We start from the raw sequence: 24,265 nt of genomic DNA, 5'->3' as shown, positions 1-24,265 counted from the left end.
CATTTATTAATGACAACTTTTGACGCAATGCAAATTGGCCTAGCTTCATCAGAAATGATGAGATTATGGTCAAGAGGGGAAGTTAAAAAACCTGAAACTATTAACTATAGAACATTGAAACCTGAAAAAGAAGGTCTATTTTGCCAAAAAATATTTGGACCTTCTAAGGATTACGAATGTGCCTGTGGTAAATATAAAAGAATTAGATATAAGGGTGTAGTTTGTGAAAAATGTGGCGTAGAAGTAACAAAGGCAAAAGTTCGTAGAGAAAGAATGGGACATATTGAATTAGCTACACCAGTTTCCCATATTTGGTACTTTAAGGGTATACCATCAAGAATGGGATTACTACTTGATATTACTCCAAAGAAATTGGAAAAAATCCTTTATTTTGCAAACTATATAGTTACAGATCCAGGTACTTGTGATCAAGTAACGTATGGACAAGAATTGACAGAGTCAGAATATAATAAACTATATTTAGAATATGGAGATGAGTTTAAGGCTGGTATGGGAGCTGAGGCTATCGAAACTTTACTACAAAACTTAGACTTAGAAGAATTACACAAACAATTAAGTGAGGATCTAGATAAATATAGCGGACAAAGAAGGGTTAAAACATATAGAAGGCTTGAAGTTGTTGAATCTTTTATGCAGTCAAAGAATAAACCTGAATGGATGTGTTTGCATGTTATTCCCGTAATACCACCAGACTTAAGACCAATGGTTCAGTTAGAAGGTGGAAGATTTGCTACATCAGATCTAAACGATTTATATAGAAGAGTAATTAATAGAAATAATAGATTAAAGAGATTATTAGAAATTAGTGCACCTGACATTATTGTAAGAAATGAAAAAAGAATGTTACAGGAATCTGTTGATGCGCTGATTGATAATGGTAGAAGAGGGAAACCTGTAACAGGAGCTTCCAATAGACCGCTAAAATCTTTATCGGATATGCTTAAAGGTAAATCTGGTAGATTTAGACAAAATTTACTTGGAAAAAGAGTTGATTATTCTGGTCGTTCTGTAATTGTAGTAGGACCTGAATTAGAATTCTACCAATGTGGTTTGCCAAAAGATATGGCATTAGAATTATTTAAGCCATTTATTATGGAAAGACTTGTTTCAAATGATGAAGCTAAAAATATTAGATCAGCTAAGAAACAAATTGAGAAAAAAGATCAAGTAGTATGGGGTGCATTAGAAGAAGTAATTAAAGATCATACAGTTCTTTTAAATAGAGCTCCTACACTTCACAGATTAGGTATTCAAGCATTTGAACCAGTTTTAGTTGAAGGAAAAGCTATAAAACTTCATCCATTAGTATGTACAGCGTATAATGCCGACTTTGATGGTGACCAAATGGCGGTCCATGTACCACTGTCACTAGAGGCACAGGCAGAAGCTAGACTTTTAATGATGAGTACAAATAATATTTTAGCACCAAAAGATGGTAAACCGATTACGACTCCTACACAGGACATGGTTTTAGGATCATACTTTTTAACTTCGGAAATGACAGCAGAAGATACAGATTATATTTTCAGTGATTATAACGAAATGATAAAAGCCTTAGAAAATGATATTATTCATTTACATTCCAGAGTAGGTGTTAAAATAAAACTAAACGAAGAAGATAGAGGGAAAGTCGTTAGATCGACTGTTGGTAGATTTATATTTAATAGCCAAATACCTCAAGATTTAGGTTTAGTAGATAGAAAGAAAGATCCATATTCATTAGAAGTTAATACTTTAGTTGATAGTAAAATTTTATCAAAAATTATCGATAAGGCATTTCATAAATATGGAAATATAAGAACTGCTAGACTACTTGACTATATAAAAGCGACAGGATTTAAGTATTCAACAAAAGCTTCTATTTCAATTGGTATGTCAGATGTTGTAATTCCAGATTCTAAAAAAGCAATTATAGATGCTGCAGATGAAAAGATTGTAGAAATAGAAGAATACACAAATATGGGTATGTACACCGAGGAAGAAAGATATAATCAAGTAATCAAGACTTGGGAAGATGCAACAGAAGAAGTTACAAAAGCATTAATGGAAAATTTAGAGAAAACAAATTCAATTGCTATAATGGCAAATTCTGGTGCTAGAGGTTCTGTAAGACAGATTAGACAATTAGGGGGTATGCGTGGGTTGATGGCATCTACAACAGGTAGAACTATCGAAATTCCAGTTAAAGCAAATTTCCGTGAAGGACTTTCTGTTCAAGAATTCTTTATATCAACTCATGGGTCAAGAAAAGGACTTTCAGATACAGCCTTAAGAACTGCTGACTCTGGTTATTTAACAAGAAGATTAGTAGATGTTTCTCAAGATGTAATTATTAGAGAAGATGACTGTGGAACTGATTCATATATTGTAGTTAAAGATATTATGGAAGGTAGAGAAGTTATCGAGAATCTTAAATTAAGAATTATCGGTAGAACTTCATTTGAAGATATTTTAAATCCAGTTACAGGAAAAATCATTGTTCATAAAAATGAAATAATTACTGAAGAAATGGCAGAAGAGATTACTCAAGAGCACGTTACTGAAGAATTTAATGGAAAAACAAAAACTCATCAAATTAAAGAAGTGAAAATAAGAATCGGCTCTTGAATGTAAGGCTGAACATGGAGTGTGCGCTAAGTGTTATGGTAGAAACTTAGCTACAGGTAAAGAAACTAATATTGGTGAAGCGGTAGGTATTATAGCAGCTCAATCAATCGGTGAGCCAGGTACACAGCTTACAATGCGTACCTTCCATACAGGTGGGGTTGCCGGAGGTGGAGAATTAACTCAAGGTTTACCAAGGGTTGAGGAATTATTTGAAGCGAGAAGACCAAAAGGACAAGCTATTATTGCAAGAAGTTCAGGTATATTACAAATTGATGATTCAGAAGAAAGAATAAATGTATTTATTAAAAATGATGAAGAAACAACAAAATACTTGCTACCATTCCATGTGGATGTAAGAAAATCTATAGTAGATGGTGAATATATTGAAAAAGGTGAAAAAATTACTGAGGGTTCAATTAATCCACACGAATACCTAGAGCTATTGGGTACACAAGCTGTACAAGACTATATTATTAAAGAAATCCAAAAAGTATATAGACTTCAAGGTGTAGATATTGACGATAAACATATCGAAATTATAATTAAACAAATGCTACAAAAAGTTAATATACTTGAATCTGGAGATACAAACTTATTGATTGGTACAATGCAAAATAGAAGAACCGTTGAAAAAGAAAATGCTAAAGCTAGACAAGAAGGTAAAAAAGAAGCGGAATTTGAAAATGTATTACTAGGTATTACAAAAGCAAGTATTGCTTCAGACTCATTCTTATCAGCTGCATCATTCCAAGAAACAACAAGAGTTTTAACTGATGCATCAATCAAAGCTAAGAAAGATCATTTAATCGGATTGAAAGAAAATATTATTATTGGTAAATTAATCCCAGCTGGTACAGGTATTGATAGATACTCAGGTGTTCAAGTTGAAAAAAGAGAAAAAAATAATGAAAAAGTGGCTGATGAAAGTTAGTTTGCTTGACATGTAAATTTAGTAGTGATAGAATAGATTAGTCAATGGGTTGTCTACTGTTTACAATAGACAACCATTGGGTAAAAACCCAAAAATGTTGATATATAAATTTAAGAAAAAGGAGGTGCAAAAATGCCTACAATTAACCAACTTATTAGGAATAATAGACAAAGTTCAAAGAAAAAGTCTAACACTCCAGCATTAGGTTACAATTACAACACTCTTTTAAAGAAAAATACAAAAGTAAATTCTCCGCAAAAGAGAGGTGTATGTACATCAGTTAGAACTGTAACACCTAAGAAACCTAACTCAGCTTTACGTAAGGTTGCCAGAGTAAGACTTACAAATGGCGCTGAAGTATTATCCTATATACCTGGTATCGGACATAACTTACAAGAACACTCAGTGGTACTTATAAGAGGTGGTAGAGTAAAGGACTTACCTGGTGTTAGATATCATATAGTTAGAGGTGCTTTAGATACATCTGGTGTTTCTGGTAGAAAACAAGCTAGATCTAAGTACGGTGCTAAGAAGGCGTAATCATAGCACAAAAATAAATTAAATAGTGCTTTTGTTTAGATTTATATATCAGCAAGCACTAATCGATTTGAAATATAATCGAGTACCAATGAATTATTTTATGGTAAGGAGGGAAGAAAAGTGCCAAGAAAAAATAGTGTCCCAAAGAGGGATGTATTACCAAATCCATTATATGGAGATAAAGTGGTAACTAAGTTAATAAACAATGTTATGCTTGATGGTAAAAAAGGTGTAGCTCAAAGAATAGTTTATGGAGCATTTGAAAATATTGCTGAAACTACAGGAGAAGATGCTCTAGAAGTTTTTCAAAAAGCAATGAATAACATTATGCCTTTACTAGAGGTTAAAGCAAGAAGAATTGGTGGAGCGACATATCAAGTTCCTATGGAAGTTAGACCAGTAAGAAGACAAACTTTAGCTTTAAGATGGTTAGTAACATACTCTAGAAATAGAGGGGAAAAAACTATGAAAGATAGATTAGGTAAAGAAATATTAGATGCTGCTAATAATACTGGATCAAGTGTAAAGAAAAAAGAAGAAATGCACAGAATGGCTGAAGCTAATAGAGCTTTTGCACATTTCAGATATTAATAAAGTATCAAGGAGTATAAAGTGCCAGATATTAGTTTAGAAAAAATCAGAAATGTGGGGATAATGGCGCATATTGATGCTGGAAAAACAACAGTAACAGAGCGTATATTATTCTACACAGGTAAAATTCATAAAATGGGTGATACTCATGAAGGTACAGCAGTTATGGACTCCATGGCTCAAGAACAGGAAAGAGGTATCACAATCGCTTCAGCTGCAACAACAGCATACTGGAAAGATCACAAAATTAACATCATTGATACACCGGGACACGTTGACTTTACAGTTGAAGTAGAAAGATCATTAAGAGTACTTGATGGATTAGTAGCATTATTTGATGCTAAAAGTGGTGTAGAACCACAATCAGAAACAGTTTGGAGACAAGCTGATAAATACGGTGTACCAAGAATATGTTACATCAACAAAATGGATGCTACAGGAGCTGACTTCTTTATGTCAGTAGATACAATTTCAGAAAAATTAAAAGCAAATGCAACACCAATTCAAATTCCAATTGGAAATGCTGATACATTCAGCGGAATTATAGACTTGATTGAATTTGATGCAGTTGTGTATGATGAAGATGATGATACAGGAGTATCAGCAAAAACTGTAGAAATTCCAGTAGAATATTTAGATAAAGCAAAAGAATACAGAAATAAATTGATTGAAGCAATTTCAGATACAGATGAAGATATCATGATGAAATTCTTAGAAGAAGAAGAAATCGAAATCGAAGAACTAAGAGCAGCGGTAAGAAAAGCTACAATCGAAAGAGCGATTTACCCTGTTTTATGTGGTTCAGCATATAAAAAGAGAGGTGTTCAATCACTAATCGATGCTATGGTTTATTATTTACCATCACCATCTGATGTACCTTCAATTAAAGGTATAAAGCCTAAGAAAACAGAAGATGAAGAAGAAGTAGCAGATGAAAGACACCCAAGTGTTGATGAACCATTTTCATCTTTAGCGTTTAAGGTTGTATCTGATCCATTTGTTGGTAAATTAACTTATTTCAGAGTTTACTCTGGTGAAATTGACTCAGGTTCATACGTATTCAATTCAACAAAGAATAGTAGAGAGAGATTAGGACGTATTCTAGAAATGCACTCAAACCAAAGAACAGAACTAGAATCTATTTCTGCAGGTAATATTGGTGCAGCAATCGGACTAAAAAATACAACAACTGGTGATACATTATGTGATGCAGATAATCCAATTATCTTAGAAAACATGGAATTCCCAGAACCAGTTATATCTGTAGCTATCGAACCTAAAACAAAAGCATCTCAAGAAAAAATGGGTATTGCTTTAAGTAAATTAGCTGAAGAAGATCCAACATTTAAGACATTTACAAATACTGAAACAGGACAAACAATTATCGCAGGTATGGGGGAATTACACCTAGAAATTATCGTAGATAGATTGTTAAGAGAATTTAAAGTAGAAGCTAATGTAGGTAATCCACAAGTATCATATAGAGAATCAATCACAAGAGAAGCTGAAGCAGATGGTAAGTTTGTACGTCAATCTGGTGGTCGTGGACAATATGGTCATGTTAAGTTAAGAGTTAAACCTAATGAACCAGGTAAAGGTATCGAATTCATCGACGCTATTGTTGGTGGTGTTGTTCCTAGAGAATACATCGGATCAGTAGAAAAAGGTGTTAGAGAAGCTTGTGAATCTGGGGTATTAGCAGGATATCCAATATTAGATTTAGTTGTAACTCTATTTGATGGTTCATACCACGATGTTGACTCATCTGAAATGGCGTTCCAAATCGCTGGTTCAATGGGATTAAGAGCAGCAGTAGAAAAAGCTGGTCCAGCATTGTTAGAACCAATTGAAAAAGTTGAAGTTGTTACTCCAGAAGAATATCTAGGTGATGTTATGGGTGATATTTCTTCAAGAAGAGGTAGAGTTGATGGAATGAGAACTAGAGAAGGTGTTCAAATTGTTGATGCATTTATTCCGTTATCAGAAATGTTTGGATACGCAACATCTCTACGTTCAAGTACACAGGGTCGTGCGACATACTCAATGCAGTTCGATCACTATGAACAAGTTCCAAATAGTATTAAAGAAAAAGTAATGGAAGGTAGAAAGTCATAATAAAAATTTAGGAGGAAAAAATGGCTAAAGAAAAATTTGTCAAAGACAAACCACACGTAAATATCGGTACAATTGGTCACGTTGACCATGGTAAAACAACAACAACAGCAGCTATCACATTGGTACTAAATAAAAGATTTGGTACAGGTTCATTCACTGATTATGCAAACATCGATAAAGCTCCTGAAGAAAGAGCTAGAGGGATAACCATCAACACATCTCACGTTGAGTATGAAACAGAAAATAGACACTACGCTCACGTTGACTGTCCAGGTCACGCTGACTACGTTAAAAACATGATAACAGGTGCAGCTCAAATGGACGGTGGTATCTTAATCGTATCTGCAGCTGACGGTCCTATGCCTCAAACAAGAGAGCATATTCTTTTAGCAAGACAAGTTGGTGTTCCAAGATTAGTTGTATTCTTAAACAAAGAAGACCAAGTTGATGATCCAGAATTAATTGAATTAGTTGAAATGGAAGTTAGAGAAATGTTATCAGAATATGATTTTGATGGTGATAACACACCATTCGTTGTGGGTTCAGGATTAAAAGCATTACAAGAACCAGACGGAGAATGGGGAGATAAAATCGTTAAATTAATGGAAGAAGTAGACGCATGGATCGAAACTCCAGAAAGAGATACTGAAAAACCATTCATCATGCCAGTAGAAGACGTATTCTCAATCACAGGTAGAGGTACAGTAGCTACAGGTAGAGTAGAAAGAGGTGTTGTTAAAGTTGGTGATAACGTAGAAATCGTTGGATTAACTGAAAAACCTTCAACAGTAGTTGTAACTGGTGTTGAAATGTTTAGAAAACAATTAGAATTAGCAGAAGCTGGAGATAACATTGGTGCACTTTTAAGAGGTGTTACAAGAGATGATATCGAAAGAGGACAAGTTTTAGCTAAACCAGGAACAATTAACCCACATACAAAATTTGAGGGTGAAGTTTATGTACTAACTAAAGAAGAAGGTGGTAGACATACTCCATTCTTCTCAGGATATAGACCACAGTTTTTCTTAAGAACAACAGACGTAACTGGTGATATTCAATTAGCTGAAGGTGTTGAAATGGTTATGCCAGGAGACAACGCTACATTTACAATCACATTAATCTCACCAATCGCTATCGAAGAAGGTTTAAGATTTGCGGTTAGAGAAGGTGGTAGAACAGTAGCTTCAGGTGTTGTATCAAAAATTATCGAATAATTTTAATATACAAAAGAATTTAGTATTAAAGGGCATCTAATGATGCCCTTTTTTATTGGAAAAATAATGAAATTATTTCTAATATATTTTATAATTAGAATAAGTATAGTAAATGGAGTATGGTATGGCGAAATTATATTTTAGATATGGAGCGATGAATTCAGGAAAATCAACTGCATTGATGCAAGTGGCTCACAACTATGAAGAGAGAGGAATGAAGGTCAGATTATTAAAGCCGCTCATTGACTCAAAAGGTGCTGATATGTTGGTATCTAGACTTGGCGTAACAAGAAAAGTAGATTATATTGCACATAAGGGAGATAACCTATTTGAAAAATTTAATGATATTAGTAAAGGTGAAAAAATAGATTGTATTTTGGTTGATGAAGTTCAATTTTTTAGTTCAAATCAGATAGATCAATTAATGCAAATTGTTGTAAAAAAAAATATCCCAGTAATTTGTTATGGATTGAGGACAGACTTTATGAATAATGGATTTGAAGGTGCAGAAAGACTATTACTAATTGCTCATTCAATAGAAGAATCAAAGACAATATGCAGATGTGGGAAAAAAGCTATATTCAATGGAAGAAAAATTGATGGAATATTTGTATTTGAAGGGGAACAGGTAGCAATTGATGGTGTTCAAAAAGTTGAATATGAGTCAATGTGTGCAGAGTGTTATTTTATGAGAAAAGAAGAAGAATTAAAGAGATTAAGTGGAGAACAACTTTCATTTTAATTTTTTATGCAACTATATTTTATAGTTGCTTTTTATTACCTCTTTACAAATAATATCACCGTAATAATATTAATTAATCTATTTAAAGTCAATAAAAATAAATAAATATTAATAAATTATGTACAAATAGAATTGAAAATGTTACTATATATATGGTAAATATATAACTATAAAGTAAAAAAAGGAGGAGGCGTTGAGTAATCAAAGCATAAATCAAATTTATATTGTTGGAATAATATTTTTTTTATTATCAAATTTATATTATTTAATAATTCCTAAAAATAAATTTCCAAAATATTTTCAAATTGCAAGAGGATATCAATCTAATATGGAAAAATATGATTGGGATGAAACTATAAAAAGGCATAAAATTTTTTTGTTTGTTTCATTAATATTTTTAGTTTTATTTTATATACTATTTAAATTTTTAGGATTATTTATGGGTAATTTAGGTTTGATTCTATATGCTGTAATAGCAATAATATTATCTTTTTGGATTGGACCTGTAAAAAAAATTAAAAAAAATTAAAAAAAAAATATATTAAGGAGTAGATATGTTATTAGATTATTTTAATGGAAATTTTAGTTGGTATGGTTTAGTTAGTAGATTAATGGATATCGCTGGAGTGGGAGGCTCTAGTGATGTATATAATTTCTTTTCTAACTTTGCGTCTAATGTTGTAACAGCAGTAACAAATAAATGGAAGAAAAATTGATGGAATATTTGTATTTGAAGGGGAACAGGTAGCAATTGATGGTGTTCGAAAAGTTGAATATGAGTCAATGTGTGCAGAGTGTTATTTTATGAGAAAAGAAGAAGAATTAAAGAGATTAAGTGGAGAACAACTTTCATTTTAATTTTTTATGCAACTATATTTTATAGTTGCTTTTTATTTTTTAAATATTTCTAAAATGTAATAAGTTTGATAGTTTTTATATCTTATCTCATGATATTATAATAGCAGTTAGGAGGGAAAATGAAAAAAATAGCTATTTATATGAAAGACATAAATTACGCCAATATTTTAGCCAAGTCACTAAATTCTAAATATAAAGATATCAATTGTTTTTTAATTAACGAGTTAGAATCTGATAATCAGAAAGAAGCTTTAATTTTAACGGACTCAGACATTAAATCAGATATATGGCATATTAATCTTGCTGTCGACAATCATAGATATAAAGGGATAGAACATATTTATAAATTGATAGAAGATAGTTTAGAGCAAAATAGAAAAGATAAGAAAATAATAGTTTTTGCAAATATGTCTCAAAATCTATCGAATAATCAGGGAGCATTAGATATTTCTAAAGAGTTAATAAAAAAGGGAAGTACGTTATTAGTTAATTTCAATCATTTTCATAACTACGGATTTTATGAGAATGAAATAGGTTTAGAATCATTATTATTTTTACATGACGAAGATAAAATAGATTTTAACACACATGAGAATTTACACTATTTAAATTCCTCGTATTTACCATTACAGATATTAAAAGAAAATAATTATCAAAAAATTTTACATAAAATTGGATCTTCAGAATTTAATTTTATAGTAATAGATTTTTGTTTCAATTTATCAAAAAGAGATTTATATATTCTATCAGTTTCCAATCAAATTATATTTTACAATTCAAAAATTTACGACAAAAAATTAATAAATAAAACAATGGCTATTATTAACAGTGATGAAAAAATTACTAGTAAAAAGATATTTGTTCAAGAAGAAAATAACTCGTATAGAGTCATAATGGATGATGACATAAAAACTATTACTAAATTAACAGAATTAGTAGGTTTTATATGATTGACATAATGTCTTTTAAGGATTTTATAGATAACGATCAAATTATACTTATGCAGGACAAACAATTTAAAACGTATATTAAAAGAGAATTATCAAGGTTTTGTAGCATAAATAATATAGAGATTAGTATTACAGAAATAGAAAATATATCCAACAAGTTTTTTAATGAATATAGAGGGTTAGGTATTATCGAAGAATTATTATCGGATTCCGATATTAATGAAATTATGATTAATGCCTACGATGAAATATATATAGAAAAATTAGGGGAAATCACTAAAAGCAAAATAAAATTTAGAGATGAATTAGAATTGGATAGAATAATTCAAAAAATTGTTGGGGATGCTGGTAGAGAAGTAAATCAATCCAAACCAATCGTGGACGCCATGTTATATGATGGCTCTAGAGTAAATATTGTTCTCCCACCAATTTCTAAAGATAATCCATGTATTACAATTCGTAAATTTTCAGAACAAAAAATAACTATTAATCAATTAATAAAGTTTAATACCATAAGTGAGGATGCAGCAAAATTATTATCTTCATTAATTAAAACTAAATATAATATTATAATTGGAGGAGGAACATCATCAGGAAAAACAACATTCTTAAATGCATTATCTGAATATATTCCATCTAATGAAAGAATTATAACGATAGAGGATTCTCGAGAGTTACAATTACATAATAAAAATAATTTAATTAGTTTAGAAACAAGAAATTCAAATAATTCAAAAAGAGGAGAGATTGATATTAAAGATTTGATAAAAAACTCTTTAAGAATGAGACCCGATAGGATTATTGTTGGAGAAGTTAGAGCTGATGAAACTCTAGATATGCTACAAGCAATGAACACCGGTCATGAAGGAGCTTTAACAACTGCTCATGCAAATTCTACAAAGGATATGATTTCTAGACTTGAAACAATGGTTCTTAGGTCTAGTAGTGAAATTCCATTAGAAGCAATAAAAAGGATGATTAATTCTGCTATAGAATTTATTATCCATTTAAAAAGAGTTAGTAATAATAAAAGAAGAGTAACTGAAATATCTGAAATTATTCAAGATGAAAATGGAGAAACAATTATAAATACTATTTTTTTATATGATTTTAATAAAGATGAATTAATTAAAGTAGGAGATATTAAAAATAAAGAAAAATTAAAAAGAGGTGGATATGAATAAAAACACAACAATATCATATTTTATTTCTTTTATAATATTTTTTATATATTCCTTAACATTTTTTAAGAATATATTTCTTGCAGTACTGTTATCTTTAATAATTAGCCTTAAAGCATATTTAATTGTATTTCAAATATTAATGAAAAATAATTTAAGAACAAAAAGATTAATGTTTCGTGAATTTTTAGATATTTTTAATACAAATATTATTGCAGGAAACAACTTTTATAACTCTCTTAAAAATACTTCAATAGAAATAAAAAATATATTTTATGAAAAAATTTTTATAGTTAAGTATCTAGATAATTTAATACTAGATATTGATAATGGAAATAATATTATAGATTCGTTGTTAAATTTTAAGGAAAAATGTGATTTAGAAGAAGTAGATATATTTGTGGAAAGTATAATCATAGCGGTTAAAAGTGGCTTAGATATTTCAAAAATGACAGATGTAAGCAAAGATATGCTTACTGAGAATATATCTTTAGAGCTTGAAATTGCAACGTTAGTAAACAATGCAAAAAGAGAGTTTTTAATAATGACGATATTACCTGTAATTATTTTATTTTTAGTCAATTTTTCAAATACTCAAGTCTTAAACTTTACAGATTATATGGTTAGAGTACCAGTGTTTATAATATTTTTATTTTCTTTTTATATAGGTTATAAAATAGTGAATTTGGAGATATAAATGGAAAAATACATTAGCCTAGCAATATCAAGTTTTATCTTTTTAATATTTTTAATATATAGCTATATAAAAAGATATAATATAAAAAACTGTGAAAGTTTAATTAAAAATAAAATGTTAAGAGTATTTCTTGCACCATTTTATTATATTTCTAAAGAAAATTATAAGCTATCTTCATTTATGATTTCAGCTAAAATTAAAATCTATATGAAAAATTTATTTCAAAAAAAATCAAATCATGAAGAAATAAAGTTAATTTCTATAAAATTAATGTACACATTCTATTTTACACTAATAATATTAATTTTATTTTCGTTTATTCAGAACTATTTTATTCTTATTATAGGAATAGTTTTTATCTTTCTATTTAATTCATTTTTAGATTCAGGTATATTTAATCTTTATAAATTAGAAAAGGAAAAGTTTAAAAATGATTTGCCAAGTTATATTACACGACTAATCTTACTTATAAATTCAGGTATTAGGATTAGAACTGCTATAGACTTTATATCTGAAAATGCAACTGGTGAAGTAGCGAAAAAAATGACTAATGTAAAAAAATTAGTTCAAAATGGTATGAGTGAAGAAGAAGCTTATAATACAATCTTAATGAATACTGATGATATTTTAATTAGAAAATTTATTTCTAATATCATAAATAATATTAAAAAAGGAGGCGATGATATAGAGAAAACATTGAGTTTAATGAAAAAAGAAAGTGATGAATTTAAAAAATCACAAACAATCTTAAAGACACAAGAAGCAAATAGAAAACTATTATTTCCAAATTTACTAATTTTTATGGGGATAATGATAATGGTAATGTTACCAATTTTATTAAATCTAGCGTAGGAGGAAGTATGTTACAAAATATTATAAATAGAGTTGTAAACGATAAAAGGGCCGAAATTAATATGATTGCAATTGTATTGATTTTAATTGTAGTTATATTATTAGCAGTAATCTTTAAGGATTCAATGAGCGAATTATTAAAAAATATATTTCAAAGAATTAATCAAGATGTTCAAAACTTCTAGTATAATAAAAAAAATATTTTATGAAAAAAAGGCAAGTGTTGAATTTATAGAATCTTCAGTGGTATATCCAATTATTATGATTTTAATAGTGATGCTTATATCTATTTCTCTGATGGTAATAAATAAATCATTGGCTTTAGAACTTGAATATAATAAAGCTAGAAATTTATTAAATGTTACTAATGACAAATTTGAAATTATTAAAAATATAAATGGAGAATTAAAAGATAAAGTAGAAGATGACTTAAATGAAAAATTGGAAAGGATTGGAGAATCAAAAATAAAATTAGAATATAGGCCAGGAATAATTAATAATAAGGTAATTATAAGAAAACTTGAAAGTGGTAAATTACGAATAACGTCTAAAATACACTCTAAGGATTTTACAAGAAAATTAGATTTTATATCATACGTAATAGATGATATTGGATTAAATGATCTAATTAAATACAATATAAAAAATATTTTTAAGAGCAATGAAGGAAAAAATGAAAAATAATAAAGCCATGATTTCAATATTTTTATCATTATTAATTTTACCCATTTACTCTTTTGCTATAGTTTCAATTGATATAATTAAAATATTTTCGTCACAAAATCATTTGTTAAATGCTAATGAGATCGCCCTACACTCTGTGTTATCAAAATATGATAGAAAATTATATGAAAAATATAATTTATTAGCTATTAATGACGATAATGAATATTTGAATGGTTATGTAAATAATATTTTGACACAAAATATAGAAGATAATGTAAGTGATTATTATAATATGAAATTGACTAAATCAAATTTAAGAAAAAATGATGAAGGAAGACTTATTAATTCAAAAAATTTTAAAAAACAAATCTTAGATTATATGACATTAAAAGGACCGTATTTAACAGGAAAAGGGATATTCAACTTAATTGAAATGATTTTCGATTCTAAAAAATATACAGGTGTAATGAATAAGAAAATTGACTATGAAGAAGAATATTCAAAATTTAATATAAATATGGAGCTATTATCTAAAAATCTAATTTATTATGATAAAAATTTTAAGGATATAAATAAAGATTTCTTTGAATTAAATTCTTATCTTGATAAAAAAAAGAGTGAAATCAAATTGATAATAGATGAATACAAAAAATCTAAAAACGATAAATCTTATACTGAAGATTTTGATACAAAAAAAAGAATAATTAATTTATTAAAAGAAATATCAAGTTATAATGAAAATTTATGGTCTAAAATAACCATTTTAGAAACCAAAGTTAATGATATTATATTTTATTTAAAAATATTAAGTCGAGATAGTACAAATATTCAAAATAAATTAGATTCTTGGAAAGCTGACATAGATCTTTTAGATAAATCTGATATTAAATCGAATTTAAATAGTGAATATAAGGTTGCAAAACAAAAATTTACTAAGCAAAATATCGATAGTCTTCTAAATAAATTTTTAGATCACAAGGATACATTTACTAGGATGAAATCTACTATTGAAGAAGATCCCAAATTATACAAGCCCACTATTGATGTAATAAAACATTTTCTTGACTCAGAATACAAACTAAATAAAAATAAAAAATTGCCGTCATTAAATAATTTTAAGGTTTATAAAAATATTATAAAAAATAATGAAATTATTGAAATTTCTAAAGATAAGGTTAATGATGCGAAAAATAAAAAAAAGGAAATAGACCAGTTAAGTAAAAAATACGAAACGATAGAAAAGAAAAAAACAAATAATAAATTAAGTGATTTTATTTCCAAAGAGGATATAGAGAAAATATTAAATTTTAGTCCGGATTTAGTTTCGGATATAGATGCTTCATCTGATATAAAAAACTTTAAGAGTATAATGTCAAATACAGTAAAGTATATACCAAAAGATTCAAATGATATATTGGAAAAATATTATATAGCACAATACATAATGGAAAAATTTAATAATAAGCTAAGTGAAGAAGATTTCTCATCACAAATAGAATATATATTATTTGGAAATGATAAATTGAATTTAAATAATTTTAGTGTTCAAAATTTGGTTTTTGGAATAAGATTTATTCTAAACTCTTTATATGCATACACAAATACCGATTTAAAAGTTGAAGCAACATCGATAGCCACAGCTATTGCAGGCTGGACGGGTTTTGCTGTTCCACTATTAAGATCTTTAATTTTAGGAAGTATGGCATTTGGAGAATCAATAATTGATGTAAATGATTTGAATATAAAAAAAACAGTACCAACATATAAAAATAAAGGTACATGGAAAGTTTCAATTTCAGGTATTAATAATTGGGTTCATAAAGAAATCAAAGATATAGCAAGTTCAACTATTGATAATATTTATGATTTAATTGAAAACAAAACAAATGAAAGCTTAGATGAAGTAGAAAAGAAATTAAATGAGTTTATAGGTCAAAGTATGGACGGTGTGACAGAAACAATAATGAGTGAAGTTGTTTCCCCAATATATACTACACTAGTAGATGCTTTAGAATTTGAAATAGATTTAATAAAGGAAAATATTTCTAGTAGACTATATGAAATAGAAAAGAATCTTACTAGTATTAATCCTGTAGTGGATAATATAAAAAAAGAGGTTTTAAATTATATCAAATTAAAGTCTTCAGAGTTTATGAAGTTAGATACAAGTCATATAGAAGAATACTTTCATAATTTAAGATTTGAAATACAAAGTATTATAGTAAATAAGCTTTCCGATATAAATAGTAAGCTTAAAAGTAATATAAGTTCGATTTTATCTAAAAATAAAATTAATAAAAAAGAATTAGCAAATAAGTATATTGACAAATATCTTAAAGGATTAGGGCAGGAAAAAGTTGATAATCTTAAAGGCTTGACAAGTGGTTTAAGTTTTAAATATAGTGAATATTTAACTGCAGTTACGATATTAAGACTTATAATAGATGAAGAAGCAATATTAAATAGGATTTCGATATTAATTAACGCTGAAATGAAGAAAATAAATTCAAATTTTGATATAATGAATATGTATACAAATTATTTTTTAGAAACAAGAGCAGAAATAAACACCTTAATTCTGAAAAAATATATTTTAACTAACGAAACTAAAAATAGTATAACTGGAGGATATTAATGAGAAAAAAAATATGTTTAATATTGATTTTAATACTTGTAATGGTGGGATGTGAGAAGAAACCAAGTAGACAAGATAAGTTTGTGGAATATAAGGAAGATATATATTTACCTAAAAAATGGGCGTGGCAAGAAAAACGTGGTTATTATGGTGACTATTACTCAGATTTAGAAGATATAATACTTATGACGGTAATATTAAAGGAAAATAAAACTGAGAAAGAGATACTAGAAAGGATTCATACTTCATACAATTACTACAATGTTAAACTATTTAGTTTAACTGATAAATGGGAAAAAATGGATATAACTATAAATGGAGAAAAAGGATATAGAATCAAAACGGGAAATAAATTATATCCTGAAATATATGGGAGATTTATAAATGATAGAGGTAAAAATAAATTTATTTCAGTCTCTGCTAAAAATGGTGAAAAAATGGAAGAACTTATCAAACTTGTTTTTAGAAAATAAAGCCTTAATTACCATTGAAGCAAGTCTTGTATCCATGATTTTTCTCTCTGGATATTTAATCTTAAATAGTGTTGCAATGGGACTAATAACAGAATCAATAACGAGGAAAGCATTATTTGAAATGGGAATGGATGTATCTGCTTACTTACAAGTTTTAGATAAGATTGATAAATCAAATGATATATCAAATCAAAAGGATTATTTTGAAACATATAAAGAAGAAATTATTGAAAAATTAGATAGTGAATTTAATTTTAATAATATTCTCAATACAATTTTCAAATTGACTAAAAAAAATTTAAAATCATCTATAAAAACAGAGGTTTATAATAATGCTTTTCTTCCATTATTTTATAATAAATTAAATTCAATTAATTCATATTATAGATTGTCAGAATATAACATAAAAAATAAAATTAAAAATATCAGATTTGAAAATACACATATTTATCAAAATGGAAATTTATTAGAGTTAAATTTGAAATATAGTTATTCACCAGATGTTTTTGGATTGCTATCATTAAAAAATAATGTGAATCAAAAAGTTGTAATAGATAATTGGGTTGACAGGAAGAACAATAAATTACCCTTTAATACAATTTGGGACAAATCAAACTTTGAAAGAGGATGGTATTTTGCGGACTTAATCAAATCAAACACAGATATTCCACTAAAGGGTGGAACAGGGTTCGATTATTATGACGAGTCAACGAACTCGTTGACACAAGTTATATCCTTAAATGTATTTGCTTCACATTATTCAGAAAAAATTGGTGATAAGTATATAATTTCAAATAACTTCAATGAACAAATAAAAATATATATGAATAAAGTAATTGAAAATTATAAAAAATACAAAGATAAAATATATTCCAAATCAGGAGAGTTAATGTCGATAGATAATCCTAAATTAAAATTAAAAATAATAATGCCAGAGGAAGCAAAGCGTATGACTAATATAAAAGAAATAATTAAAAATTTAGAAAATAAAACGGAGTTAGAATTTAAATATTTAGAGAAGGTATTTAATGATAGCTAGTCTCTACCTTTATATAAAATATAAAGATAAAATAAAACATATAATTCCATTAATAATGTTAAATATGATAATAAGTATAGTTATCTATGTTTATTTTGGTTTTAAGGATTATATAATTATATCTATTTTAATAAATGCTAGTGTAATAGATATAAAAGATAGAATACTCCCCAACTTTTTCATTATTTTACTACTATTAACAGCAATTCAATTAAAAATTCCGACCATTACAATTTATGATATATTTACAATTATAATTCTGATTATAATGTTTATCTTTTCAATAAAAACAGGCAGTATAGGGATGGGAGACATTAAATTATTTATATCACTATATATATTAAAGGGAGCGATATTTTTTCAGTCAATGCTATTCTTATTATCGGCTTTAATATTCATTTTTTCAATATTTTTATTTTTTAAGAATCGAAATATAAAATCTTCATTTCCGTTAATTCCCTTTATTTCTATAACTTATATAATATTAAGGATACTAATATGAGAAAAATTTTAAATTTATCAATAGTGGTATTGTTTTTATTTACATGGCTGTATCATTTAAATTCAGATATAAAATCTCAGGATATTGCAAATGAGTACTACAATACGGGAAACAGATTTTTTGAACAGGAAGTATATGAAGAGGCAATAAAAAATTATAAATTAGCAAAGAAATATAATGAAAATATTGAAATAGATAATAAGATAATTGATAGTTATATACAATTAGAAAAATACGATAATGTTTTTACATATTTAACAACCAATAAGCTTGATAAAGATTATATTGCAAGTATACAAAAACAATTATTAAATATACTTTTAAAAAATAAAAATCATAAAAAATATAATCAGTATATAGATAAGGTTTTGTTGGAGGTATCTAGAGAATTTAAGAATAAAAATATAGCAAAATTTATAGAATTAAAAAATCAGTATACAGATGTTAATTATATACCACAAGATAAAAAATTATTTATAGTAAAAACAACGGACAAAGAAAATAGCTGGGCACTAGTTAATGATAAGTCTAAAATTTTTACAGTGTCTAAATTTGATAAAATATTAGGAGTTAACGACACCAATATTACAGTACAAGAAGATGGATATACAAAAATTTTTGACAAAACAGCTAAATTAAAATCCAAATTAAATGGATTATATTACTACAAATATTCAGAAGGATATTATATTTTAAGAGAAAATAATAGATTCAAATATGTTGATCGTGCAGGAACAGAAAATAAAGAAGTATATAAATACGCTAGTAATTTTAATGATGGGAAAGCTGTAGTATGTAGAGAAGTTTGTTCGCTAATAGATTCTAATTTTAATGAAATAAAAAAATTTGAATATTCAGAAGTTAAATCAGACACAAGAAATGATGCAATCCATGGTGAAATGATTATTTTTAAAAAAGAGAACAAATATTTAATATACGATATAAAAAACAAAAAGATATCACAAGAATATGATGATATTGATTATTCAATGGGAGAAAACATTGCTGTGAAAAATAATAATAAGTGGGTTTATATAGATAAAGAATTTAATTTGATAAGTGGTAAAAAATATGATGAAGCATCATCATTTTCGAATGGAATAGCGATAGTAAAACAAGATGGGGAATATAAAATAATTGATAAAGAAGAAAATATTAAGCACGAATCAAAATATAAAATCCTGTCATTTAATAGCGATGGGATAAGCTTTATAAATAAAGATGGTAAATGGAAAATGATAAGATTAGTGAGGCATATAAATGATTAATAAATATATAGATAATAGTACTCAAGTATCATACTTAGACGAAATAGTAAAAAATAATGATATAAAATGTTTATTAAATTATAAAAATAATGGTGATATGATTTCCTATGAAAATGATGGGTTAATAAATTTGAAAGATAATTTATCTGGTATTATTGATGTAAATAATTTTATAGATTTGCTACAAAAGATAGCAGAAAAACTACAAGACTTACATATGTATATGATTTTTGAAGAAAATTTATATTTAAATTTAACAGATATATTTATTGATACAAATAATAATATTTTTTTCATGCTATCATTAGAGGTTCAGCAAAATGATCTTAAAACATTATATCAAGAAGTACTTAAAAATGTATGTTTCAAGATAGAAGACAATTGCAAGCATATTATTGAAGTCAACAATTATTTTAATACAGAAAATTATTCTGTAAATGGAATATTAAAATTACTACAAAATAAATGTAAAGATAAAGACTTTAATTTAAAAATTAATAGTGAAGAGATAGATAAAAATAATATTAATGAATTTATTAACGAAAAAAAAGAAGAAAAAAAATCTTTTTTTACTAATTGGTTTTCTAAAAAAGATACACCGATAGTAAAAGAAAATGATCTAGATAACATATTTAAGATGTAAAAAACATGATTTTATAAGTATATTAAAAATCTAAAAAAAAATTTGACAAAGTAATTTCATTTTTGTATACTAGTAAAGTACTTCATATTGAGGTTAAAAAAATATAGAAAAAGTTTGACAAAACGTTTTATATATTATATACTTATAAAGTCACATTGTGGCCCTATGGTCAAGCGGTTAAGACACCACCCTTTCACGGTGGTAACCCGGGTTCGAGTCCCGGTAGGGTCACCATATATGGGCGTTTAGCTCAGTTGGGAGAGCATCTGCCTTACAAGCAGGAGGTCATAGGTTCAAGTCCTATAACGCCCACCATATATGGCCCGGTAGTTCAGTTGGTTAGAATGCCAGCCTGTCACGCTGGAGGTCGAGGGTTCGAGTCCCTTCCGGGTCGCCAAAATTTAATATTTTAAATTCAACATTATGAACGAAATACGCTGGTGTAGCTCAATAGGTAGAGCAATTGATTTGTAATCAATAGGTTGGTGGTTCAAGTCCTCTCACCAGCTCCAAACTTTCATTTGCGGAGGAGTACCGAAGTGGCGAAACGGGGCGGACTGTAAATCCGTTAGCTCAGCTTTCAGTGGTTCAAATCCACTCTCCTCCACCATTTTGAAATTTTAAATATTAAATTAATAGTTTAGTTTGAAACAATTAAACATAATGCGGGTGTAGCTCAGTGGTAGAGCCCCAGCCTTCCAAGCTGGTTGCGAGGGTTCGACTCCCTTCACCCGCTCCATGATAAATTGTGGACCTATAGCTCAGCTGGATAGAGCAACGGCCTTCTAAGCCGTGTGCCGGAGGTTCGAATCCTCCTAGGTTCGCCAATTTTTTGGGGTATAGCCAAGTCGGTAAGGCACAAGACTTTGACTCTTGCATTCATAGGTTCGAGTCCTATTACCCCAGCCAATATGATCCATTAGCTCAGTAGGTAGAGCACTTGGCTTTTAACCAAGGTGTCCAGAGTTCGAGCCTCTGATGGATCACCAAATATGGAGGGGTACCGAAGTGGCCATAACGGGGCGGTCTTGAAAACCGTTAGCGTGAAAGCGCACGTGGGTTCGAATCCCACCTCCTCCGCCAAAAAAATTGGAGAAGTACTCAAGTGGCTGAAGAGGCTCCCCTGCTAAGGGAGTAGGTCCTTTCAAACGGGGCGCGAGGGTTCAAATCCCTCTTTCTCCGCCAAAAAAGGACTTTATTTTTGTTTTATAAGGATAAGCCTGGATAGCTCAGTAGGTAGAGCAACGGATTGAAGCTCCGTGTGTCGCTGGTTCAATTCCGGCTCCAGGCACCAATAAACCAACTTAATAGCCTTAGGGGTATAGTTCAGTTGGTAGAACGTTGGTCTCCAAAACCAAATGCCGAGGGTTCGAGTCCTTCTACCCCTGCCAATATGGACCTGTAGCTCAGGTGGTTAGAGTGCACGCCTGATAAGCGTGAGGTCGGTGGTTCGAGTCCACCCAGGTCCACCAAATAATTATTAATAGGGTCCATTAGCTCAGTTGGTTAGAGCACCCGGCTCATAACCGGTTTGTCCTGGGTTCAAGTCCCCGATGGACCACCATAAAGTCCAGTAGTGAACTTTTTGTTCTCAAGGATACATCTAACGCATCATCTTCTTGTAGGTCAATCCTATCAATTAGTTGGTGCATTATTATTTTTAAATTTTTGCGAGTCTGTAAATAATTTTGTATATAAACCTAAATCTTGATAAAAGAGTAAGGTTGATATTCTTCAATTAACATTTTACTATTTTGATTCTTTTTGTTTTTAGTCTTTTTATGGGCATAAAAATTCCTCCTGATTAGTTTTTCTTTATCCTAATCAGGAGGTTTATATATACAAAATTTTACACAGTCCCTTTTTTAATATATTAGCTAAATAATTTTGTTATTTTTAAGTGTAAAATATGTTATTTTAAATCTTCAAAACTTTTAAACTCTAATTCTAAATCATTAGCAACTGATTTATTAGCGATATAACCCTTATATACGTTTAGTCCATTCTTAAATCCTAAATCTAACCTAAATGCTTTTTCTATACCATTATTTACTAAAGAAACTAGATAAGGTAATGTTACATTAGTTAATGCAATTGTTGAAGTTGTAGATACAGCACCAGGTATATTTGGAACTGCGTAGTGTAAAACGCCTTCTTCAACATAATATGGCTCATCATGCGAAGATATCCTATCTATTGTCTCAAAGATACCCCCTGATCTATTGCTACATCAACTATAACTGAACCTTTTTGCATCGATTTAACCATTTCTCTTGTTACTAGTGTAGGGGCTTTTGCACCCGGAACTAGAACCGCACCGATAACAACATCAGAGTCTTGAACAGAATTAGCTATATTTTCTTCATTAGATACAAGAGTTTGAATTCTGTGTCCAAAAATTTCTTCTAATTCTTTTAATCTATTTACACTTCTATTTATAATTGTTACCCTTGCTCCAAGTCCTATTGCGATAGTAGCAGCATTCATACCTACAGTACCACCGCCAATTATAGTTACCTTACCTTTAGGCACTCCTGGGACACCGCCTAATAATACTCCTGAACCATTATTTTTTTTAGTTAAAAGGTTTGCTGCGATTTGTACTGACATTCTACCAGCTACTTCACTCATTGGTTTTAGTAGTGGCAATTCTCCATCATTGTTTGTTACAGTTTCATATCCAATAGCTGTAACTTTTTGTTTTCTCAACTCTTCTGCTAGAGCTTTATCCGCAGCTAAATGTAGATATGTAAATAGAACCAAATCCTCTCTTAAGTATTCAAATTCACTCTTAATTGGTTGCTTAACTTTTACAACGACATCAGCAGACCAAGCTTCCTTCGCTGTTGAAACTATTTTTGCTCCATGGTTTTCATAATCTTCATTCGTAAAAGTTGAACCAATTCCTGCTCCATCTTGAACAAAAACTTCATGACCTAATTTTACTAATTCAGCAGTTCCTGCAGGAGTTAAACTAACTCTATATTCATTATTTAATACTTCTTTCGGTATACCTATTTTCATAAAAATCCTTTCTTTTTTACTTACATTATTTTATATACCCAAAATGTGATAAAATAAAAGTATTAATTATTTAACCATGATGTGAGGTGAGGATGAAAAAGAAAATTTTAATAATAGCTATTTTAATTTTTGTAATGGCAGGATGTGACAAATTAAGTGAAATAACTGTAGATAATACATCTAGTCCTACTAAAAAATTTAATGAGTCGGGAGTTACAGAAGCTGATAAACAATTTGGAAATTCTTCGACTGATAAAAAAATTACAGAAATTAGACCAAAGTTTAGTGATTTTTTAGAAAAAGAATTTGAAAATAAAAATTTAAAAGATATAAAATTAGGGACAATAGAATATAAGATTAATAATAAGGCAATATCGACGAGTTTTGATAATGAGGCACAGCATATTATTAAGAATAATTCTTACGATTATACTATTGATGTAAAAAAACTGGATAAAAAGTACTCTAATTCTGATTTTATAAAAGTGTTGAAAAAGAAAGATGCTAATTTGAAAGATTTGGAAGTGGGGGAAATAGGTGCGGTACTTGTAAAAAATAATAAAAATAACTACTCTTCTGAAATTCATGTCCTTTTCAATAAAGGTGAAGAATCTTATTATTATAAGATTAAATCAGATTTATTAAGTATTCCAGAAGTTGTAGTTTTAGCGAAAAAATTCTCGAAAAATTTAAGATAATTAATTTATATATTTTTT

General features: G+C 28.6%; 20 protein-coding genes, 15 tRNA genes and 2 pseudogenes. 36 read left to right on the top strand and 1 reads right to left on the bottom strand.

Annotated features, from left to right (window positions below; all coding sequences use genetic code 11):
• Positions 1–9: 9 nt before the first annotated feature.
• The 35 genes and pseudogenes from rpoC (at position 10) to AC4KN9_RS05420 (ending at position 22,089) form a co-directional block, all read left to right on the top strand.
• Positions 10–3,559: pseudogene (gene rpoC, locus AC4KN9_RS05590) on the top strand (DNA-directed RNA polymerase subunit beta').
• Positions 3,560–3,691: 132 nt separating this feature from the next.
• Positions 3,692–4,099, top strand: a complete 408-nt coding sequence (rpsL, locus tag AC4KN9_RS05585; RefSeq protein WP_491017621.1) for a 30S ribosomal protein S12 — start codon at positions 3,692–3,694, stop codon at positions 4,097–4,099.
• Between the two features lie 120 nt (positions 4,100–4,219).
• Complete coding sequence (gene rpsG, locus AC4KN9_RS05580; RefSeq protein ID WP_491017620.1) at positions 4,220–4,690, top strand: 30S ribosomal protein S7; 471 nt, start codon at positions 4,220–4,222, stop codon at positions 4,688–4,690.
• Between the two features lie 21 nt (positions 4,691–4,711).
• On the top strand, positions 4,712–6,805 hold the full coding sequence (gene fusA, locus AC4KN9_RS05575; protein WP_491017619.1) for an elongation factor G: 2,094 nt from the start codon (positions 4,712–4,714) through the stop codon (positions 6,803–6,805).
• Between the two features lie 20 nt (positions 6,806–6,825).
• Complete coding sequence (tuf, locus tag AC4KN9_RS05570) at positions 6,826–8,019, top strand: elongation factor Tu (protein WP_491017618.1); 1,194 nt, start codon at positions 6,826–6,828, stop codon at positions 8,017–8,019.
• A gap of 124 nt (positions 8,020–8,143) precedes the next feature.
• Entirely contained in the window at positions 8,144–8,761 is a 618-nt protein-coding gene (locus AC4KN9_RS05565; protein WP_491017617.1) for a thymidine kinase, read from the top strand.
• A gap of 193 nt (positions 8,762–8,954) precedes the next feature.
• Positions 8,955–9,290, top strand: a complete 336-nt coding sequence (locus tag AC4KN9_RS05560) for a hypothetical protein (protein ID WP_491017616.1) — start codon at positions 8,955–8,957, stop codon at positions 9,288–9,290.
• 25 nt (positions 9,291–9,315) lie between these two features.
• Positions 9,316–9,477 (top strand): hypothetical protein, encoded by a 162-nt coding sequence (locus tag AC4KN9_RS05555; protein WP_491017615.1) that lies wholly within the window; start codon positions 9,316–9,318, stop codon positions 9,475–9,477.
• Between the two features lie 261 nt (positions 9,478–9,738).
• Positions 9,739–10,569, top strand: a complete 831-nt coding sequence (locus AC4KN9_RS05550) for a hypothetical protein (RefSeq protein WP_491017614.1) — start codon at positions 9,739–9,741, stop codon at positions 10,567–10,569.
• Positions 10,566–11,753, top strand: coding sequence for a TadA family conjugal transfer-associated ATPase (locus AC4KN9_RS05545; RefSeq protein ID WP_491017613.1), 1,188 nt, complete (start codon positions 10,566–10,568; stop codon positions 11,751–11,753). The genes AC4KN9_RS05550 and AC4KN9_RS05545 overlap by 4 nt, the downstream gene beginning before the upstream one ends.
• Entirely contained in the window at positions 11,746–12,447 is a 702-nt protein-coding gene (locus AC4KN9_RS05540; RefSeq protein WP_491017612.1) for a type II secretion system F family protein, read from the top strand. The genes AC4KN9_RS05545 and AC4KN9_RS05540 overlap by 8 nt, the downstream gene beginning before the upstream one ends.
• Positions 12,448–13,299, top strand: a complete 852-nt coding sequence (locus tag AC4KN9_RS05535) for a type II secretion system F family protein (RefSeq protein ID WP_491017611.1) — start codon at positions 12,448–12,450, stop codon at positions 13,297–13,299.
• A gap of 8 nt (positions 13,300–13,307) precedes the next feature.
• The gene (locus AC4KN9_RS05530) at positions 13,308–13,484 is read left to right on the top strand and encodes a Flp1 family type IVb pilin (RefSeq protein ID WP_491017610.1); all 177 of its coding nucleotides are present in this window, start codon (positions 13,308–13,310) and stop codon (positions 13,482–13,484) included.
• The gene (locus AC4KN9_RS05525) at positions 13,468–13,983 is read left to right on the top strand and encodes a hypothetical protein (protein WP_491017609.1); all 516 of its coding nucleotides are present in this window, start codon (positions 13,468–13,470) and stop codon (positions 13,981–13,983) included. Before AC4KN9_RS05530 ends, AC4KN9_RS05525 begins: the two co-directional genes overlap by 17 nt.
• Entirely contained in the window at positions 13,973–16,600 is a 2,628-nt protein-coding gene (locus AC4KN9_RS05520; RefSeq protein WP_491017608.1) for a DUF5702 domain-containing protein, read from the top strand. The genes AC4KN9_RS05525 and AC4KN9_RS05520 overlap by 11 nt, the downstream gene beginning before the upstream one ends.
• Positions 16,600–17,073 carry a hypothetical protein gene (locus AC4KN9_RS05515; RefSeq protein WP_491017607.1) on the top strand — a complete coding sequence of 158 codons (474 nt, stop codon included), beginning with the start codon at positions 16,600–16,602 and terminating at the stop codon, positions 17,071–17,073. The genes AC4KN9_RS05520 and AC4KN9_RS05515 overlap by 1 nt, the downstream gene beginning before the upstream one ends.
• Entirely contained in the window at positions 16,985–18,112 is a 1,128-nt protein-coding gene (locus AC4KN9_RS05510) for a hypothetical protein (RefSeq protein WP_491017606.1), read from the top strand. The genes AC4KN9_RS05515 and AC4KN9_RS05510 overlap by 89 nt, the downstream gene beginning before the upstream one ends.
• Positions 18,102–18,614: a prepilin peptidase gene (locus AC4KN9_RS05505; RefSeq protein WP_491017605.1), complete on the top strand. Its 513-nt coding sequence runs from the start codon at positions 18,102–18,104 to the stop codon at positions 18,612–18,614. The genes AC4KN9_RS05510 and AC4KN9_RS05505 overlap by 11 nt, the downstream gene beginning before the upstream one ends.
• Positions 18,611–19,882, top strand: coding sequence for a WG repeat-containing protein (locus AC4KN9_RS05500; RefSeq protein ID WP_491017604.1), 1,272 nt, complete (start codon positions 18,611–18,613; stop codon positions 19,880–19,882). Before AC4KN9_RS05505 ends, AC4KN9_RS05500 begins: the two co-directional genes overlap by 4 nt.
• Positions 19,875–20,525 carry a DUF6382 domain-containing protein gene (locus AC4KN9_RS05495; protein WP_491017603.1) on the top strand — a complete coding sequence of 217 codons (651 nt, stop codon included), beginning with the start codon at positions 19,875–19,877 and terminating at the stop codon, positions 20,523–20,525. Before AC4KN9_RS05500 ends, AC4KN9_RS05495 begins: the two co-directional genes overlap by 8 nt.
• A gap of 159 nt (positions 20,526–20,684) precedes the next feature.
• Positions 20,685–20,759 (top strand) — tRNA-Glu (locus tag AC4KN9_RS05490).
• Between the two features lie 5 nt (positions 20,760–20,764).
• Positions 20,765–20,840 (top strand) — tRNA-Val (locus AC4KN9_RS05485).
• A gap of 5 nt (positions 20,841–20,845) precedes the next feature.
• Positions 20,846–20,922: transfer RNA gene (locus AC4KN9_RS05480), tRNA-Asp, on the top strand.
• Between the two features lie 39 nt (positions 20,923–20,961).
• Positions 20,962–21,037, top strand: a tRNA-Thr gene (locus AC4KN9_RS05475).
• A 13-nt stretch (positions 21,038–21,050) separates the two neighbouring features.
• Positions 21,051–21,135, top strand: a tRNA-Tyr gene (locus AC4KN9_RS05470).
• Between the two features lie 55 nt (positions 21,136–21,190).
• Positions 21,191–21,264: transfer RNA gene (locus AC4KN9_RS05465), tRNA-Gly, on the top strand.
• Positions 21,265–21,275: 11 nt separating this feature from the next.
• Positions 21,276–21,352, top strand: a tRNA-Arg gene (locus tag AC4KN9_RS05460).
• A 6-nt stretch (positions 21,353–21,358) separates the two neighbouring features.
• Positions 21,359–21,434: transfer RNA gene (locus tag AC4KN9_RS05455), tRNA-Gln, on the top strand.
• A 4-nt stretch (positions 21,435–21,438) separates the two neighbouring features.
• Positions 21,439–21,514: transfer RNA gene (locus AC4KN9_RS05450), tRNA-Lys, on the top strand.
• 5 nt (positions 21,515–21,519) lie between these two features.
• Positions 21,520–21,608, top strand: a tRNA-Ser gene (locus AC4KN9_RS05445).
• Between the two features lie 8 nt (positions 21,609–21,616).
• Positions 21,617–21,710, top strand: a tRNA-Ser gene (locus AC4KN9_RS05440).
• 33 nt (positions 21,711–21,743) lie between these two features.
• Positions 21,744–21,819: transfer RNA gene (locus AC4KN9_RS05435), tRNA-Phe, on the top strand.
• Positions 21,820–21,840: 21 nt separating this feature from the next.
• Positions 21,841–21,916 (top strand) — tRNA-Trp (locus AC4KN9_RS05430).
• A 4-nt stretch (positions 21,917–21,920) separates the two neighbouring features.
• Positions 21,921–21,997 (top strand) — tRNA-Ile (locus AC4KN9_RS05425).
• Between the two features lie 15 nt (positions 21,998–22,012).
• Positions 22,013–22,089, top strand: a tRNA-Ile gene (locus AC4KN9_RS05420).
• Between the two features lie 348 nt (positions 22,090–22,437).
• Here AC4KN9_RS05420 and ald read toward each other — a convergent pair.
• A pseudogene (gene ald / locus AC4KN9_RS05415) lies at positions 22,438–23,549 on the bottom strand (alanine dehydrogenase).
• 92 nt (positions 23,550–23,641) lie between these two features.
• On the opposite strand from ald, the gene AC4KN9_RS05410 reads away from it, so the two are divergent.
• Entirely contained in the window at positions 23,642–24,247 is a 606-nt protein-coding gene (locus AC4KN9_RS05410; protein ID WP_491017602.1) for a hypothetical protein, read from the top strand.
• Positions 24,248–24,265 lie beyond the last annotated feature (18 nt).

It is taken from the genome of Helcococcus sp. SA-HE-C1 (genome assembly GCF_985670335.1).
This window is presented reverse-complemented; position numbering and strand designations above follow the sequence as displayed.